This window comes from Asaia sp. SF2.1, from assembly GCF_000505765.1.
Classification (GTDB): domain Bacteria; phylum Pseudomonadota; class Alphaproteobacteria; order Acetobacterales; family Acetobacteraceae; genus Asaia; species Asaia bogorensis.
Genome location: NZ_AYXS01000009.1, coordinates 14,156 through 29,448, shown reverse-complemented (window position 1 = coordinate 29,448; position 15,293 = coordinate 14,156). Strand labels below are relative to the sequence as shown.

At 59.7% G+C, this 15,293-nt stretch carries 16 protein-coding genes; 5 read left to right on the top strand and 11 right to left on the bottom strand.

Translation table 11 applies throughout. The features are described 5' to 3' along the window. Positions 1 to 48 precede the first annotated feature (48 nt). Both P792_RS25695 and purU read left to right on the top strand, forming a co-directional pair. The gene (locus tag P792_RS25695) at positions 49 to 1,164 is read left to right on the top strand and encodes a metallophosphoesterase (RefSeq protein WP_023978190.1); all 1,116 of its coding nucleotides are present in this window, start codon (positions 49 to 51) and stop codon (positions 1,162 to 1,164) included. Between the two features lie 197 nt (positions 1,165 to 1,361). Further along, on the top strand, positions 1,362 to 2,246 hold the full coding sequence (gene purU, locus P792_RS25690; RefSeq protein ID WP_023978189.1) for a formyltetrahydrofolate deformylase: 885 nt from the start codon (positions 1,362 to 1,364) through the stop codon (positions 2,244 to 2,246). Between the two features lie 78 nt (positions 2,247 to 2,324). On the opposite strand, the gene P792_RS25685 is transcribed toward purU, so the two are convergent. The 6 genes from P792_RS25685 to P792_RS25660 form a co-directional block, all read right to left on the bottom strand. After that, a complete protein-coding gene (locus tag P792_RS25685) occupies positions 2,325 to 3,206 on the bottom strand; it encodes a methylenetetrahydrofolate reductase (protein ID WP_023978188.1) in 882 nt (293 codons plus the stop codon). Between the two features lie 25 nt (positions 3,207 to 3,231). Beyond that, positions 3,232 to 3,783, bottom strand: a complete 552-nt coding sequence (locus P792_RS25680) for a flavin reductase family protein (protein WP_031240395.1) — start codon at positions 3,781 to 3,783, stop codon at positions 3,232 to 3,234. A 134-nt stretch (positions 3,784 to 3,917) separates the two neighbouring features. After that, positions 3,918 to 4,949 carry a methionine synthase gene (locus tag P792_RS25675; RefSeq protein WP_023978186.1) on the bottom strand — a complete coding sequence of 344 codons (1,032 nt, stop codon included), beginning with the start codon at positions 4,947 to 4,949 and terminating at the stop codon, positions 3,918 to 3,920. A gap of 75 nt (positions 4,950 to 5,024) precedes the next feature. Next, entirely contained in the window at positions 5,025 to 6,002 is a 978-nt protein-coding gene (locus tag P792_RS25670; RefSeq protein ID WP_023978185.1) for a DUF1852 domain-containing protein, read from the bottom strand. Between the two features lie 209 nt (positions 6,003 to 6,211). Then, positions 6,212 to 7,090 (bottom strand): LysR family transcriptional regulator, encoded by an 879-nt coding sequence (locus tag P792_RS25665; protein ID WP_023978183.1) that lies wholly within the window; start codon positions 7,088 to 7,090, stop codon positions 6,212 to 6,214. Positions 7,091 to 7,360: 270 nt separating this feature from the next. Further along, complete coding sequence (locus P792_RS25660) at positions 7,361 to 8,254, bottom strand: SDR family oxidoreductase (protein WP_023978181.1); 894 nt, start codon at positions 8,252 to 8,254, stop codon at positions 7,361 to 7,363. Between the two features lie 98 nt (positions 8,255 to 8,352). On the opposite strand from P792_RS25660, the gene P792_RS25655 reads away from it, so the two are divergent. Continuing rightward, on the top strand, positions 8,353 to 9,216 hold the full coding sequence (locus P792_RS25655) for a helix-turn-helix transcriptional regulator (protein WP_023978180.1): 864 nt from the start codon (positions 8,353 to 8,355) through the stop codon (positions 9,214 to 9,216). 496 nt (positions 9,217 to 9,712) lie between these two features. Beyond that, positions 9,713 to 10,036, top strand: coding sequence for an AlpA family transcriptional regulator (locus P792_RS25650; RefSeq protein ID WP_023978179.1), 324 nt, complete (start codon positions 9,713 to 9,715; stop codon positions 10,034 to 10,036). Between the two features lie 28 nt (positions 10,037 to 10,064). Here P792_RS25650 and P792_RS38485 read toward each other — a convergent pair whose 3' ends face one another. From P792_RS38485 to P792_RS25645, 3 genes are all read right to left on the bottom strand, one after another. Then, entirely contained in the window at positions 10,065 to 12,020 is a 1,956-nt protein-coding gene (locus P792_RS38485) for a hypothetical protein (RefSeq protein WP_023978178.1), read from the bottom strand. A gap of 27 nt (positions 12,021 to 12,047) precedes the next feature. Beyond that, the gene (locus tag P792_RS0118430; protein WP_023978177.1) at positions 12,048 to 12,539 is read right to left on the bottom strand and encodes a MobC family plasmid mobilization relaxosome protein; all 492 of its coding nucleotides are present in this window, start codon (positions 12,537 to 12,539) and stop codon (positions 12,048 to 12,050) included. A gap of 265 nt (positions 12,540 to 12,804) precedes the next feature. After that, positions 12,805 to 13,101: a helix-turn-helix transcriptional regulator gene (locus P792_RS25645; RefSeq protein WP_023978176.1), complete on the bottom strand. Its 297-nt coding sequence runs from the start codon at positions 13,099 to 13,101 to the stop codon at positions 12,805 to 12,807. Positions 13,102 to 13,419: 318 nt separating this feature from the next. Between P792_RS25645 and P792_RS25640 the strand changes: the two genes are divergently transcribed. Further along, complete coding sequence (locus P792_RS25640; protein WP_023978175.1) at positions 13,420 to 14,019, top strand: recombinase family protein; 600 nt, start codon at positions 13,420 to 13,422, stop codon at positions 14,017 to 14,019. 23 nt (positions 14,020 to 14,042) lie between these two features. Here P792_RS25640 and P792_RS25635 read toward each other — a convergent pair whose 3' ends face one another. Further along, entirely contained in the window at positions 14,043 to 14,903 is an 861-nt protein-coding gene (locus P792_RS25635; RefSeq protein ID WP_023978174.1) for a hypothetical protein, read from the bottom strand. A gap of 10 nt (positions 14,904 to 14,913) precedes the next feature. Then, a partial coding sequence (locus P792_RS37490; protein ID WP_031240382.1) for a hypothetical protein occupies positions 14,914 to 15,293 on the bottom strand: 380 nt, incomplete at its 5' end.

The window sequence follows — 15,293 nt, the reverse complement described above, 5'->3', positions numbered from 1 at the left end:
TGCGGGAGCGTTGCCTGTTACGGCCCCATTTTCAGGATCATCTGTCTCTTGCGCCCATTCATTTTCGGTACGCTTTTCGTCGTTGTCATTCTGAACTGGCTCTGGCCGCTTCCTCTGGCACTTCCCGTCAAACTGGCTGCGATCATCCTGATCGTTGGAGCGGCGCTCTTTCACCAGTGGAGCCGCCTTTCTTCCGGCTCTGTCTTTGCGCCGGAAATGCCGCGCCCTGTGGTCATCCTGTTCAACTGGGCCTTCGGCGCCCTGATGTTCGTGACCGTCGGGCAAATCTTGGTTGATAGTGTCGCGGCTCTGTTGGCATTGGTGCAGTGGCATGGAATCGTGATCGGCACGATCCCGCGCGTAGCGATCGGTGGGCTTGCTGCCTTGCTGTCGGCGCTGGGAGTATGGAATGCCGTTCGTGTACCGCCGGTCAGGCATGAGACAGTCAGCATCGCGGGGCTCGATCCTGCTTTTGACGGTTATCGTATTGCCCAGCTAACCGATCTGCACATCACCCGGGTTTTCCCGCGTCGCTGGGCCGAGGAGGTGGTGTCACGCACCAATGCCATCGGGGCAGACCTGATCGTCGTGACCGGGGATTTTATCGATGGATCGGTGGCCATGCGCCGCGACGACGTTGCCCCGCTCGCGCAACTGGCGGCCCCTGACGGGCTGATGGCCTGTCCGGGTAACCATGAATATTTTTTCGATTATCGCGAATGGATGCAGCATATCGGTTCGCTCGGCTTTCACATGCTGCTCAACACGCATCGGCTCATCACCCGTAACGGCGCGTCGCTGGTGGTTGCGGGTGTGACAGATCACTCCGCAGCCGGTCATGGTGAGGCCAGGCCCGATCTGGCGGCGGCGCTGGCAGGACGTCCTGAAGGCGTTCCTGTCATACTGCTCGATCATCAGCCCGGTGGCGCGCGTGAGGCTGCCGCTCAGGGCGTGGCGCTTCAGCTTTCGGGCCATACGCATGGGGGGATGATCTATGGTCTCGACCGCATGGTGGCGCGTGGCAATAACGGCTTTGTTTCCCGCCGCTACGAAATTGGCACCATGACGCTTTACGTAAGCAACGGCACCGGTATCTGGCCCGGCTTCGCACTTCGCCTTGGCAGACCCTCCGAAATTACCTGCTTTCACCTCAGATCCGCCTGACCGCTGGCGCGAAAAGGGTAGGGCGCGTCACAGTCTGGAAGGCTATGGCCCTGCTGTATGCACGGCCGTATGAAGCTGCTACGTCCCGCAGGAATAAAGGCGGTTGTGATAACCGTGCGGCCGGTCAGGGCGCAGGCCGGGGATATCGTGCCTCGGCGATGAAGCAACGACATGCTGGCGATGGACAGGGGAAGAGGATGGGCCGTTATTGCGTTACGGTAACGTGCGAGGCACGTCGCGGAATTGTGGCTGTGATCTCGGGGTATCTCGCAGGAAAAGACTGCAATATCCGCGATAGCTCACAGTTCGACGACGTCGAATCAAACCGGTTTTTCATGAGGACCAGTTTTCTGGCCGAGGCGAATACGAGCCTTGAGGAATTGCAGCGCGATTTCGCCCCGATCGCCGCGCAATACGGCATGACCGCCACCTTCCATGACGAAAATGAGCGTCTGAATGTCGTGATCATGGTGTCACGGTTCGGCCACTGCCTGAACGACCTGCTCTATCGCACCCGTATCGGGGCCCTGCCGATCAATATTGTTGCGGTGATTTCCAATCATCTGGATTTTCAGAAGCTGGTGGTCAACCACGACATACCCTTCCACTACATCCGGGTGACGAAGGAAAACAAACCCGAGGCCGAAGCGCAGCAGCTTGCCATCATTCGCGACAGCGGGGCGCAGCTTGTGGTGCTGGCGCGCTATATGCAGGTTCTGTCTGATGAGATGTGTCAGGCCCTGTCAGGGCGCACGATCAACATCCATCACTCCTTCCTGCCCAGTTTCAAGGGCGCTCATCCCTACCATCAGGCTCATGCGCGTGGCGTCAAGCTGATTGGCGCGACAGCGCATTATGTCACGGCGGAACTCGATGAGGGGCCGATCATCGAGCAGGACATCATTCGCGTATCGCACAACCAGTCACCTGAAGACTACGTCACGCTGGGGCGTGATGTGGAAAGTCAGGTTCTGGCACGCGCAATCCATGCCCATGCTCATCGTCGTGTGTTTCTCAACGGCCGCAGCACGGTGGTCTTTCCCGCAAGTCCGGGATCCTTTGCCTCGTCACGTAACGGCTGAACCAGACAGCGCCCCTGTTGCACGGGATCGCTGTCAGTGGCGATTACCGGGCGATGGGCATGGCGGTTCTGGGATCCATCACCCTTTGCCGATGCGTTGGCCAATCCAGTCCATGGTGCGCCCGAGATTACCGAACGGGTAGAAATGCAGGCTGACCGGGCCATGCGGGTCGGCAAGCTGCTCTTCAAGCTGTGTGATCAGCTGGTCCGGTCCGGCGCTTCCCAGTAACTTGCCAAGCGATATGCCATATCGGGAAAGCACGGAAGCAGAGGCGCCTACCCCGCAGCGTGCGGCAAAACGCAGCAGGGAGGCGATCGACGCAGGTCCCGGAACACCTATTCTGATGTGGCATGTGATCCCACGTTCACGCAGGCGCATCAGCCACGTCGTGATGGCCTGAGCATCAAAGCCGAATTGCGTGACGATTTCTGGCGTCATGCCCCGTGCCTCGATATCGCGGCATTTATGCTCCAACACCGTCCAGCCTTGTTCAGGCGTCATGAGGGGATGGCCTTCCGGATACCCCCCAATACCAACAACCCCGATCCCTGCTTTCTCGAACAGGCCGGTTGCCAGCAGGGCAGCGCTGTCGGCAAAGGGGCCTGCAGGCTCGGACGGGTCCCCTGCGATAATGAAGCATCGCTCAATCCCGGCCTCGGCCACCATCTGTGCCAGCAGGGTCTCGCAGGCCGCTTTCGAGGCAAGGCGTCGGGCAGAGAAATGCGGCACAGGAAGCAGACCAAGAGTCCTGATGGTGCGGATGGCCTCCAGACGCGCTGCTTGCGTGTCATTGGCCAGATGGGGGATCATGACAGGTGTGACTGGCTCCAGGGGCGATGCTCCCGATGACATCATGCCTTTCAGGGATGGCAGATCCCTGGTCGTGACTTCGAGCGAAAAGCGCCAGAGCCCACCCGGGTTGTGTGCCCCGTCCGTTTTCCCCGTTGATTGCACCGTCATGGCGTCCCCCTGCCCGTTATGGGGATCATGCCCTGTGTTGTCGTTCAGGGCTGCATGAATCTGGAGAGGCGATGGATTTGAATTGCCCGGCATGATGCAGGAGCGGGCGTGCGGCCTTATCATGGGTCATGCTGCATACCTGACCGATCAGTATGACATGATCTCCCGCTGTTACCTGCTGCACGAGATCCGTGGTGAAGACCGCCCCTGCGCCTTTCAGAACCGGCAAGCCGTCGCACGGCTCGAACAGAGCCTGCAATGCGTCGTTGCGTCGTCCCGCAAAATGCATGGCATGGGCTCCCATATCCTGCGCGAGGACACTGACGGCAAACCGGCCAGCATGGCGGACCCGCGCCAGAAGCGTGGAACGCGCACCAACACAGACACCAATCAGGGGTGGGTCGAGCGAGACCGACATGAAAGCGCTGACCGTCATGCCATGATCGCCCTCCTCTGTGCGGGTCGTCACAACCGTGACGCCGGTCGCGAACTGCCCACAGCAGGCGCGCAGGGCTTTTGGATCAAGGCTGTTTTGGGCCTTGATGTCAGGACTGTGCTTCAGGCGGGCTTCTGTCATGATCTCTGCCGAATCTTCGTTAAATGAGCGCGGAAAATGCGGCCCTGCCGCCATTGGGGCCGAATCCTGGAAAACAGGCCGGTCAGCTTTCGCGGCCAACCGGCATCGTCTCGCTCATGATCGAGAGGGTGGGATCAGGCGCAGGTCAGCTCGCGACGGACGATCTCGGCACCGGCGGCGAGAGCCTGAAGTTTGCCTCTGGCCACGTTGCGTGAAAGCGGTGCCATGCCGCAATTCGTGCAGGGGCAGAGATTTTTGGCATCAACAAACTGAAGCGCCTTGCGCAGGGTATCCGCAACCTCTTCCGGGGTTTCGATGCGGTTGCTTGCGACATCGATGGCCCCGACCATCACCTTCTTGCCTCGCAGCAATTCGATCAGTTCCATCGGCACGTGGGAGTTCTGGCATTCCAGCGACACGAGATCGATGTTCGAGGCCTGCAGCTTCGGGAAGGTGCGTTCGTATTGGCGCCATTCATGGCCCAGCGTCTTTTTCCAGTCTGTATTGGCCTTGATGCCATAGCCGTAGCAGATATGGACGGCGGTCTGGCATTTCAGCCCTTCAATGGCGCGCTCCAGCGTGGCAATGCCCCAGTCATTGACCTCGTCGAAAAACACGTTGAAGGCTGGCTCATCGAACTGGATGATATCCACACCGGCCTGCTCCAGCTCACGGGCTTCGGCATTGAGAATGGCGGCAAATTCCCAGGCCAGTTTCTCGCGGCTTTTGTAGTGTGCGTCATACAGCGTGTCGATCATGGTCATGGGGCCGGGCAGCGCCCATTTGATCGGCGCCTTGGTCTGCTGACGCAGGAATTTTGCATCCTCGACAAAAACCGGCTTCTCACGCGCGACCGCGCTCACGACTGTGGGCACGCTGGCTTCGTAGCGGTTGCGAATGGTGACGGTCTCGCGCTTCTCGAAATCGACACCGGCGAGATGCTCGATGAATGTAGTGACAAAGTGCTGGCGTGTCTGCTCGCCGTCGCTGACGATATCGACGCCTGCCACCTGCTGCTCAAGCAGCGAGACGCGAAGCGCATCCTGTTTGGCCTCAACCAGAGCCTCGCCCTCCATTTTCCAGGGGGACCAGAGCTTTTCGGGCTCGGCAAGCCATGAAGGCTTTGGCAGGCTGCCAGCAGTCGCAGTGGGGAGAAGCTTCTTCATGAAATATGACTCTTCAGAGGGGGGGGGCCAGAGGGATGGCCCGCAGGGGCAGCATAGTGATGCTGAATGAAGGGCTCAGGCGGCGTAGCGGCTGGACCATTGCTCGAGAAGGCTTTTGTGCGGCGCAATGAAATGCTCGCCTGCAAATCGTCCCTGCTCGATGGCGAGGCGCGTGCGCTCCTCGCGGTCATAGACCACACGGGTGTTGGAATAATCGTTCTGGCGCAGGTTGGGCTTGTAGCGTAAGGCGGCAGCCGAGTTCGCGTTGTAGATTTCCGGACGATAGATACGCTGGAAAGTCTCCATCGTGCTGATCGTGCTGATCAGTTCGAGAGGCGTATAATCATTGAGCAGATCGCCAAAGAAATAGAAGGCGAGGGGCGCGACGCATCCGGGCGGCATGAAATAACGCACCTGCATCCCCATCTTGCTAAAATAGCTTTCGGTCAGTGAGGTCTCGTTGGGTGTGTATTCCACGCCCAGCACGGGATGCTCATTGGTGGTGCGGGTATAGATCTTGTTTTCAGAAACGCTCAGGCAGATCACGGGGGGCTTTGTGAAATGGGCCGCGTAGGCCTCAGACGCGATGAAAGCCTTGAAGATCCTTCCATGCAGAACGCCGAAATCATCAGGAACTGAAAAACCGTCACGTCCGCGATTATGCTCGGGCAGGAGCACGCTGAAATCATAATCGCGCACATAGGATGAGAAATTATTGCCTACGATGCCCTCTATGCGCTTGCCACTGGTCCGGTCGATGATCGTGGTCCGGAGAAGTTCGATGGCAGGAAAGCTCTCGCCGGACCCGGTGATATCCATATCGATGGAGACGATATCGAGTTCGAGCGCATAGCGATGACCCTCAGGGTTGTCCCATCGAGCGAGATCGTTGAAGCGATGATCGATCATGTGCAGCGCCGCCCGCAGGTTTTCCTGACGGGATTCACCTCTCGCGAGATTGGCGAAATTGGTCGTCAGCCGCGTACCGGGAGCCGGCGCATAGTTTTCGTCAAACCGGAGGCTTTTGACCTTGAAGGTGAAATCACGGGTCATGATGGGCGGGTATCCTCTGCTGGAACCTGTTTTCCGCGCCACGTTGAAAGTGCCGCCGCGCGGTGCGAGCGAGGCCCGTTTATCCGGCGTGACCCATCATGAAGACAAATGATTATAATTCGTTATAACATGACAATCTGTCATGTTTTCCTTGTCGTGTCAGAAAGGTGAGCGGGATGCTGTATGCCCGGCGCCGTTGATCATCGGCGTCATGAGTCGATTTTAACACTGGCTGCCAGTTTGATGAATCCGTCCAGATATGGGGGTGCCGTACCCGTGCGGTGGCCCAGATGGATGGATTTGAGAATTCCGTTACCGATCCTGACGCCTTTCACCCCTTTCACCTTGCGTAGCAGCCAGTCCGGCGTGGCGCTGACAGCCCGTCCGGATGCCACAAGGCGCAGCATCAGATCTGTGGTTTCCACTGTGCGGTGCCGCCGCGGCAGGGCATGGGCCGGGACGAGGAATTGCGTGTAGATATCAAGCCGCTCGCGCGAGACGGGATAGGTGATCAGCGTCTCGGTTGTGAGGTCAGAAGGCTCGATATGGTGTTTCTGCGCCAGAGGGTGCGTGTCGGACACGGCCAGTACGAGCTCGTAGTCGAAGACGGGCGTGAAGGTAAGCTCCGGGCGCACAATCGGATCGGGCGTGACGAGAATATCGATTTCATGGCCGAGCAGAGCCGTCAGGCCGCCAAACTGAAAGGCGGTCGTGACGTCGAGTTCGACATCAGGCCACGCAGCCAAAAAGGGATCGACCACCTGCATCAGCCAGTCCTGACAGGGGTGACATTCCATACCGATACGGATCGAGCCCCGTCGACCGCGCGCGTAATCTTCCAGCACACCGGCGCCATGCTCAAGCTGCGGCAGGACGCGCTGGGCGAGCCCGAGCAGATAGTCTCCGGCGAGGGTAAAGCGCAATTTGTGGCCTTCGCGCTCGAACAGCTTGACGCTGTAACGGTCCTCGAAACGGCGGATGGCATGACTGACGGCAGACTGGGTCAGGCATAATTGCTCTGCCGCCTGTGTCAGGCTGCCGGTGCGATGGATTTCACGCAAAATGGCAAGCGGCTGAATGTCGATCATGATCCATGAATATCCGTCAGGTTTCCCTCATCTGTGATGAATTTCAGGCAGGAATCAAGCAGATGGTCTGGCGGGATCACGATCCGGGAGCGCGAACGGCGTCTCTCTGGCCCCGGCACGTTGCTCCGGTTTTCGCGCCCCGGTGACGCATCTGGCCAGGCACGTTCGGCAGGGAGATGGCAGTTTTCGCCGCAGTGAGCGCGCTGAGTGGTCAAAGGCAAGCTGGCGCAGCCCTTATGGGATACGCCAGCAGGGTTACGATCTGCCGACTCACGCCGCCTGAGGGCTGAGATTGTCGATGTCACTCAGCAAGCTGGCCCCAATGGGCTGCCAGCCAAGGCGTTGCTGCGTCTTCTGACTCGAGGCCGTCATGTCCTTGCTGACGAAGCCATATAACCAGCCGAAATGGGCCATTGCCTCATCCTCGCTCAGTCCGGTGACGGGCAAGCCGAGAGTTTGCCCGATCCTTTCCGCAATGGCGCGTACCGACACACCTTCTTCCGCCGTTGCATGATAGCGTGCGCCGTGGGCCTGCTTTCCAAGCGCCAGACGATAGAGTGTGACGGTGGCCGAAACAGGGGCTGCCGACCAGCGATAATCCGTGTCCGCAATATAGGCGGAACGCCTTGTCTCGCGGGCGAGCTGGATCAGGAATGTCACGAGGCCCTGACGCGCCGTATCGTGAATTTGCGACAGGCGCACCAGCGAGACATTCCGGCCGCGATCGATCATCCCCTGCGCTGCGACTTCCGAAATGACCCGTGGATTCTTGTGCTGGGCGTTGAACACATCCTCATCCGCGCACGCGCCGGGATGAGCTTCGCCGAACAGCGTTGTGGAGGTGATTACGAAGGGGCGGTTCGAGCCCTCAAGCGCCTCACCGATGACGTCGATAGCGCGTCGGTCTTTCTCGCAATTGGCAAGATAATGCGCGAAGTCATGGTCGAACGCGGTATGGATAACGCCGTCGCTCCCTGCCGCTCCTGCGCGCAGGCTGGCGAGATCCTCAAGATCGCCGTGCAGCGCCTCTGCACCTGCAGCCTTGAGCCTTTGTGCGCCAGCCGCCGAGCGCGTCAGGCCGAGCACCTGATGGCCTGCTCCAATAAGTTCCGCAACGAGTCTGGCGCCGATAAAACCGTTCGCCCCGGTCAGAAAAACGCGCATGATCCAGTTTCCTTGGTTGTCAGATCATGATCATGGCCGCCATAGTCATCCCGTTACAGTAGTGACGTTATCATAGTATCAGCACTGACAGGCTTGCCGTGACATCTCCCACCGCCCTTGGCGCCTATCTGCGAGACAGGCGTGATCGTCTCGATCCGGCGGCTTTCGGCTTTCCCACCACAAGGCGACGCACGCCGGGGCTGCGCCGGGAGGAAGTCGCGCAACGCGCCAATATCAGCCCCACATGGTACACCTGGCTTGAGCAGGGGCGGGCGGGTTCGCCCTCGGCGGATGTGCTTGATCGTATTGCCAAGGGGATGCTGCTGACCGAAGCAGAGCGGGAGCATCTGTATATGCTGGCGCTCGGACATCCGCCAGAACGGCGGTACAGGGCGGCCGAAGGTATCACGCCGCGCCTGCAACGTGTGCTTGATGCGCTCACCTGGAGCCCAGCCATCGTCAAGACACCCCTATGGGATGTCGTTGCCTGCAACCGGGCGGCCTCCTGCGTGCTCACCGATTACAGCAAACTGGCGCGGGAAGACCGCAATATCCTCAAGATCGTCTTTTGTACGCCCCGTATACGCGCGATGCAGACAGACTGGTCGAGCCTTGCTTATTCAGTGGTCGCGGCTTTTCGTGCCGATGTGGTGCGGGCTGGTGCTTCTGCCGAGATCGACAGGCTTGTCGCTGAGCTGAGCGCTGCCAGCCCGGATTTCGCGGCGCTCTGGCAGCATAATGACGTGTTGCAGCAGGGTGAGGGAACCAAGCGCCTGCAACATCCTGCGGTGGGGCTGATCGAACTCGAATATTCAGGGTTCGCGGTCGATGGGCGGCCAGATCTGGGCCTGATCATCTACAATCCGGCTACAGAAGGCGATCTTGAGCGCATCCAGCGCCTCATGGCAGAGACACCTTCGGACAGTGGCGTCCCGGTGGCTGACGGGGGTGGCCCGAACTGATGTGATGTGTCGGATGCGGGCAGGCCGTAGCTGGAGGCTCAAGACGCCGCCTACAGATATTCGCTTTTGAATGAGAGGCGCGATTTGCCTGTAAGGGATTGGCCGTGAACTTCCTGACCCTATCAGGGTGCAGGACAACAGACGACCAAGCAGTAAAATGCCAGACTGTCTGACTTGAAACGCTGTTCTGTTTTTCTAGAAATTCCGCATCTGCGTCATCGCTTTGTACCGAAAAATCCGGCCTGTAGCGTGGTGTCCCGTACGGGATTCGAACCCGTGTTACCGCCGTGAAAGGGCAGTAAGAAACTTTGGTATTCCTGAGGTTTAGAAGATAATTACCTGATTATCGAGTGTTTTGTATCACCATTGGTCACTGTTTGTCACCCCTGATCTTCCTCCGTTTGGCTCATGGTTGGCTCATGGCTCAGCCACATTCAGTTGACGTGTCTATCATCTGACGGCTTAATAAGAGGCTTCGTTTCCGAACGCTGGACTCATGGCCGATACACCTGATCCTCTCCGACCGGCCGTGCTGAACTACGAGGATGCTGCGCGCTATCTCGGCATTTCCCCTGGGCGCTTACGCAATCTCAAGTGGATGGGTATCGCTCCGAAATCCATCAGCTATGGCAGACGCGACGTGCGCTTTCGCGTGACTGATCTGGACGCATGGCTCGACCAGAAAGCAGGCGTTGCATCGCCACCCGAACCAGCGCGTAAACGCCCCAAGAGACCGCGTAGAGGTGTGACCGTCTGGATCGTTCCAGCCCTGCTAGGTCTCATTGGCCTAATCATCTGGCTGATCAGTCTGTTCCTGTGACGTATTCGGGTCTGGTCTAATCTGACCATTACGGCTCAAAAACGGAAGATGGTTTTACCGAGCAGGGAGCTGGAAGCTCGGCGAAGGGGGTAGCTTTTTCGCTCTTCATTTCCTCTGCAAGTCTCTCCGCCTCTGCCTGGTCCAACTTCCTCACAGCGACTCGCGTCACGTATTTGGCTTTTTCAAGATTGCCGGTCAGCTTGCATTTCATGATCTCTGCCTGTGTCTCACGAGGCAGTTTTGCTGGCGGCATCCAGATAGCCTCCAGCAGATCCAGATCTCTCCTGGCCCTATCGCACTGTGAAACATGGCGTGCTTTCCATGCGGCGATCTCCTCTTGCCTGCGCCTGTCGGCCTCGCGGCAGAGCGTGACAAGCCATTCCCTGCATGTATCCCGTCTGACGATCTTCTGAAGCAGCTCACGGTTCTCTCTCCGCAGCCGTGCATTGGCTTCTTCGCGTTCGGTCGGCACAGGCAGGCAAAGCGGTTCGGGTGGCGTAGCCCGCAGGCCAAGATGCCAGAACACAATCTCCAGAAGATAGCGCAGGATCTCCGCCAGCATTTTCGAAAGCCGTTCAATCTCCTCGTCGAGATGGGTGAGGCGTTTTTTCTTCGAGAGGACAAACACCTTCTCACGCAGGGCGTCACGCTCCTGTTGTGTTTCCTGCAGCTGTTTTCCGGTCTGCCAGAGCTGCCTGCGCGTGTCTTCTATCTGCGCAAACAAAGCCGCGCCTTGTTCATCGACAGAGCGCCGTGGACCATACTCCTGAGGCGGTCTTGCATTCAGTACCGTGCGGCACGCCCTGGCTTCATGCTTCCACTGCCGGATGTAGTGAGCGAAGTTTGGTGGCAGTAAATCGATACAATCCAGCGAGACGATCCTCGGCTGTTTTTCCGCAGGTTGTGACGGCCCTCCTTTGGCAGCCGCTCTCGCAAATGCTTCAGGGTCACGCCTGAGTTCCTCAAGGGGCGGCAGAAGCAGACCGCTCCGCTCTCCATGATGCACCATCGCTGCCATCTCCAGAGGGGCACGCTCCAGGAGCGGTTTGACTGCTGCCCGGATATCTCCGCATTTCGGTCTGGTCGCTTCACCCACCAGAAGCTGGCGGAAATCCTTCATGCGTGTCTTCGTCAGGCGCGTGAAAGACCCGATCAGCACACCATCAGCCGTCTCGATTATGTGCGCGTCCTTGCGCGTGTCCTGCCGGTCTCCAGCGCGCATGACCCAGCCCCTTGTTTTCAGCAGGGCGCGAAAACGGTGCAGCTGATTATCCGACTGCGCCCAGAGAGAGGCGATGACCTTCTTTGCTTCAGCAAGATCCAGCCCCTGTCGCTCGGCCATGCGACGTGATTGCGAGGTGTAGGCTGCACGTGGAAGGGGCCGTGACGCGGGATGTGGTTCGGTCAGAAAGGACGGTGTGTCAGGAGATGCTGGGGCAGGGGCTGCGAGGTTTGCAGTCTCGGCTGCTGGCCCCTGCAGGACCGCCTCAACGCGCTCCGCTTCTGCCGTCTTTCCTTCCTGACGCAGGGCTTTGACAATGGCCCGGTCATGCCGTCCCGGCACCAGCTGATGCCCGAGACGGATTTCCTCGAGACGGGCGCATTTCTCCAGACGCTGCCAGGAGAAGCGCGAGCTCAGCACATGATTGTCCTGCCATTCGGGCAGAAGCAGATGGCCATGGGTGCTGCCATCCTTCTGATGTACGACCATCGTCATGCGCTCCCTGTCCGCCTGCAGCTCATCGCACAGCCTGGCTGCAAAAGAGGCGAGGGCCGCGTCACTCATGGGCTCGTAAGGGTTGAAGGCGATATGACGCAGGCCATAGCGTATGCCCTCGCGCCTTGCTTCCTTCATCCAGTCCATAAGACACCAGTCACTGCCACACAGAACACGTATGGCTTCGTTCCTTGCGCCCCGAAGCACATGGCGTGAAACGGCCTGATGGCCGCTGCTTGTCCGGATACGGGTTTCCTGCACAATCATGCGTTCCCCTCCGGAGTTTGAGGAGGCTTAGTGTAGTGTTGTGGGCGAGGTCGCTATCGGCTGGGATACTTCCGCCTCTGTCCCTGTCTCTGGTTCGACCAACTGACGCTGTCGGGACGTCCTTCTTGTCCTCGTCACACGCATGGATTTGAGCAGGACATCGACGCGGTCCTTTGTCTTTTCCAGCGCATCCAGAACATCCCCCGCCCGGACGGCGTCGCCACAATGGGCCGAATGAGCCAGTTGATTGAGGTTGTTGCCAATGCGCCCAAGCTCGCCCCGCAACTTGCATAACGAGGCGCCCACCGCCATCCCGTCATGACCGGTCAGGGCGGCTTCCTTCAGCAGGGAGCGCACCCAGAGGGCAGTGGTCTCATGACCCAGAAGACGCGCTGTACCGGCCCAGTCAGCCAGCTCCTCAGGCGAGGCACGGACCGACAGGCGGGACGAGCGGGCAGGGCGGGACAGGCTGAGGACAGGATGCGTCACGGGCACAGGAACATGGGGCGAAGCAGACATGGGATGCGCTTTCCATCAAGGGGGTCAACGGGGGCGACAGCCCCCTTGCCAGCTGCGTCGTGCACCCAACGGGTAGCCACGAAGCACTGCTGGCTCAAGGGAGCCAACCTATGACCTCATGATAGAACAGGACAAGAACAGATGCCGGACAGAACAGGCGGCCTCTGACAAACCCCGTGCAGAACGAGGGGAAATTTCTGCCTTCCGTCTGATGAAAATCCGCTCTCTTGCGGGCTGTCCCCTCCGGTCTCCCGGGGGACTTTCCTCAGTTTTCCGCGGTCTCCTGTGAGGCAGTCTCAGCGGCATCGGCATCGGCCTTAGGCTCCTCAACGGCCTTCAGTCTCACACCGGGGCCGAACTGCTCATCGGCCGCAATGAACACCGCCCCGCAGGCTTCCAGCGTTTCACGCATGGCCCGCAGAGTGCGGATATGGGGTGTGCGGGCATTGGTCTCGAAATCGGCCACCGTGCGATGCGCCATCTCGGCCATTCTGGCCAGGTCACGCTGCGAGAGCCCCAACATGGCGCGGGCGGCACGGCATTGCGAAGCAACGAGCGTCATGGAGGGCTCCGTAAAGGTAAGGGCAGGGGGTGGCAGAGGAGAGGAAAAGGAAGAGGAAGAGGAAGAGAGACAGGCGATAGGGACAGAAAGTAGGGCAGGGATATTGATGCCGATACTGCCTCATATGCGGCGCTTTCGAAAGACGCTCGGACGGTTTTCTGAAAAAAGCCGGGGTTTTTGCGTGGCTTGGTGTGCGGAAGTCAGACACAACGAGTTCAAAAGAGATTGTAGGGAGTCCATATATGGTTTGGAGTCCAAATACGTTGACTGTGACCTAAGAACGCCGCTATCTGTCGTCTCGAGAAGGAGAACGCAGTCATGGCGCGCTATGGATATGCCCGTGTGTCGACCGATATGCAGAGTGTCGATGCCCAGCTTCCCGCTCTCGAAGCCGAGAAGCTGGACATGATTTTCGTTGAGACCGTGTCAGGTGCCGTGCCTGCCAGAGAGCGTCCCGTCCTTGCCTCGCTGCTGGACCGGCTGCAGCCTGACGACAGCCTTGTCGTGGTGCGTCTCGACAGGCTCGGGCGCGATGCAATCGATATGCTGCAGCTCGTCTCCGCGCTGGATGAGCGCAACGTCAGAGTGCGTATTCTCTCGCTGGGTATCGAGACGGGCACGGCCAATGGCCGCCTGTTCCTCACTATCCTGATGGCGATAGCGGAGTTCGAACGCGAGCTCATTCGCGAACGTACTCGGGCCGGGATTGCGGCAGCGCGGGCGGCGGGGCGTCGCATCGGTCGGCCCCGTGCGCTGACGTCGGCGCAGACCCGGCATGTGAGGGCATTGGCGGCACAGGGACTGTCTATCCGGGACATCGCGTGCGTCATGAATGTCGGGCGCGCTACCGTGCATCGAGCGCTGCAGGGCGAGGCTGGACCGCTGCAGGTCGGGCAATCCTCCAGCGCCGCAGCCTGAGCCTGACGCCGGGGGGCATTGCCTCAGTGGCTGGGCCTGTGCATCAGCGCGAGACCCGCCAGACCGCAGGCGGCGACTAGCGCAAGCCAGTAGCCGCCATTCCATGAGGTGGCATCAATCAGCGCGGTCGCCTGCTTCTGCACCATGGCCTGCAAATCATGCTGCATGGCGGCATTACCGCCAAAACCGCCAAGCAGCTGACCTGTGCTCTGCGCTGCCTCGGTTGCGAGATGACGCAGCCGCGCATGCACGACCAGAGGCAGGGCCAGCAGCAGAAATAGCGGCAGGGTATTGAGCAGACGCGCCCGGGCAAAACCGAGCCATGGTGTCACCCAGGGCAGCAGCGTGATGGCACAGCCGACCAGGCGCCAGAAGCCGAACGTCACAGTGATGTCCGCGCCTCCCATCTGCACACCGAGCAGCTGGTTCAGCGTGTAATCGAGCCTCATGCCCAGCATCGTGTTGCCTGCATCGAGCGTCCATCCCGGCAGAGCGTAGAACCCGAGCAGCAAGGCACCTGACATGACCATGCCGGGCAGGGTCATGCGGTCTTTCTGTTGCCGCAGATAAGGGAGCATCACGGCCCCCAGTGAGTCACCATTGCTGCGCAGGGTCTGGCCCAATGCGCTCAGCGTCTCATTGGCCAGGACATCGCGGCCAAGCACATGGATGGACGCGATGCGTCCTTCCGGTGTCAGGGTAAAGCTGACTTTCTGGTTCAGGGCCGGGGCTGCCGGTCCCTGCCAGATGCCGGAGAGCATGAACGCGTATTGTTTCCCATCGGACACGAGAAGGCCTGGCTGGGCGTCGGGAATGCGGATGATTGTGCCGCGATGTGCATCATTCGTATTCACGGTGCCGGACGAGGAGGAGGAATGGTTCATTGGTCTGTCCTCACAGGGCGGGCTTGGCGGAGACATGTGCGAGTTTGGCGTCAATGGCTGCATTGAGCTGCCGGATGATCTCGGCTGTGATGGCCTGTTCGGTACCGATATCCTCGGTTGTGATGCTCAGGCTGCGCACGGCGGAGGGATTTTGTGGGACGACGCTGACAGCGATGCGCAGCCAGGCCTGTGTCGTGGCAGCACGCGGGTCTGACGAGGGCGAAGGATCAATCCCGGTGCCATCCGCTTTCTCGGTGACGTTGCCGCTTTTGAGAGCGTAGAGCGCGGTTGCGGCACTTCCATCCGACAGCGGCGGCAGATGCGCCGTGTAGTGCGCGGTGAGCTCGGTCTTGAGGGCATCGTATCCCGGTGCATTGAGAGGCGGGTAGG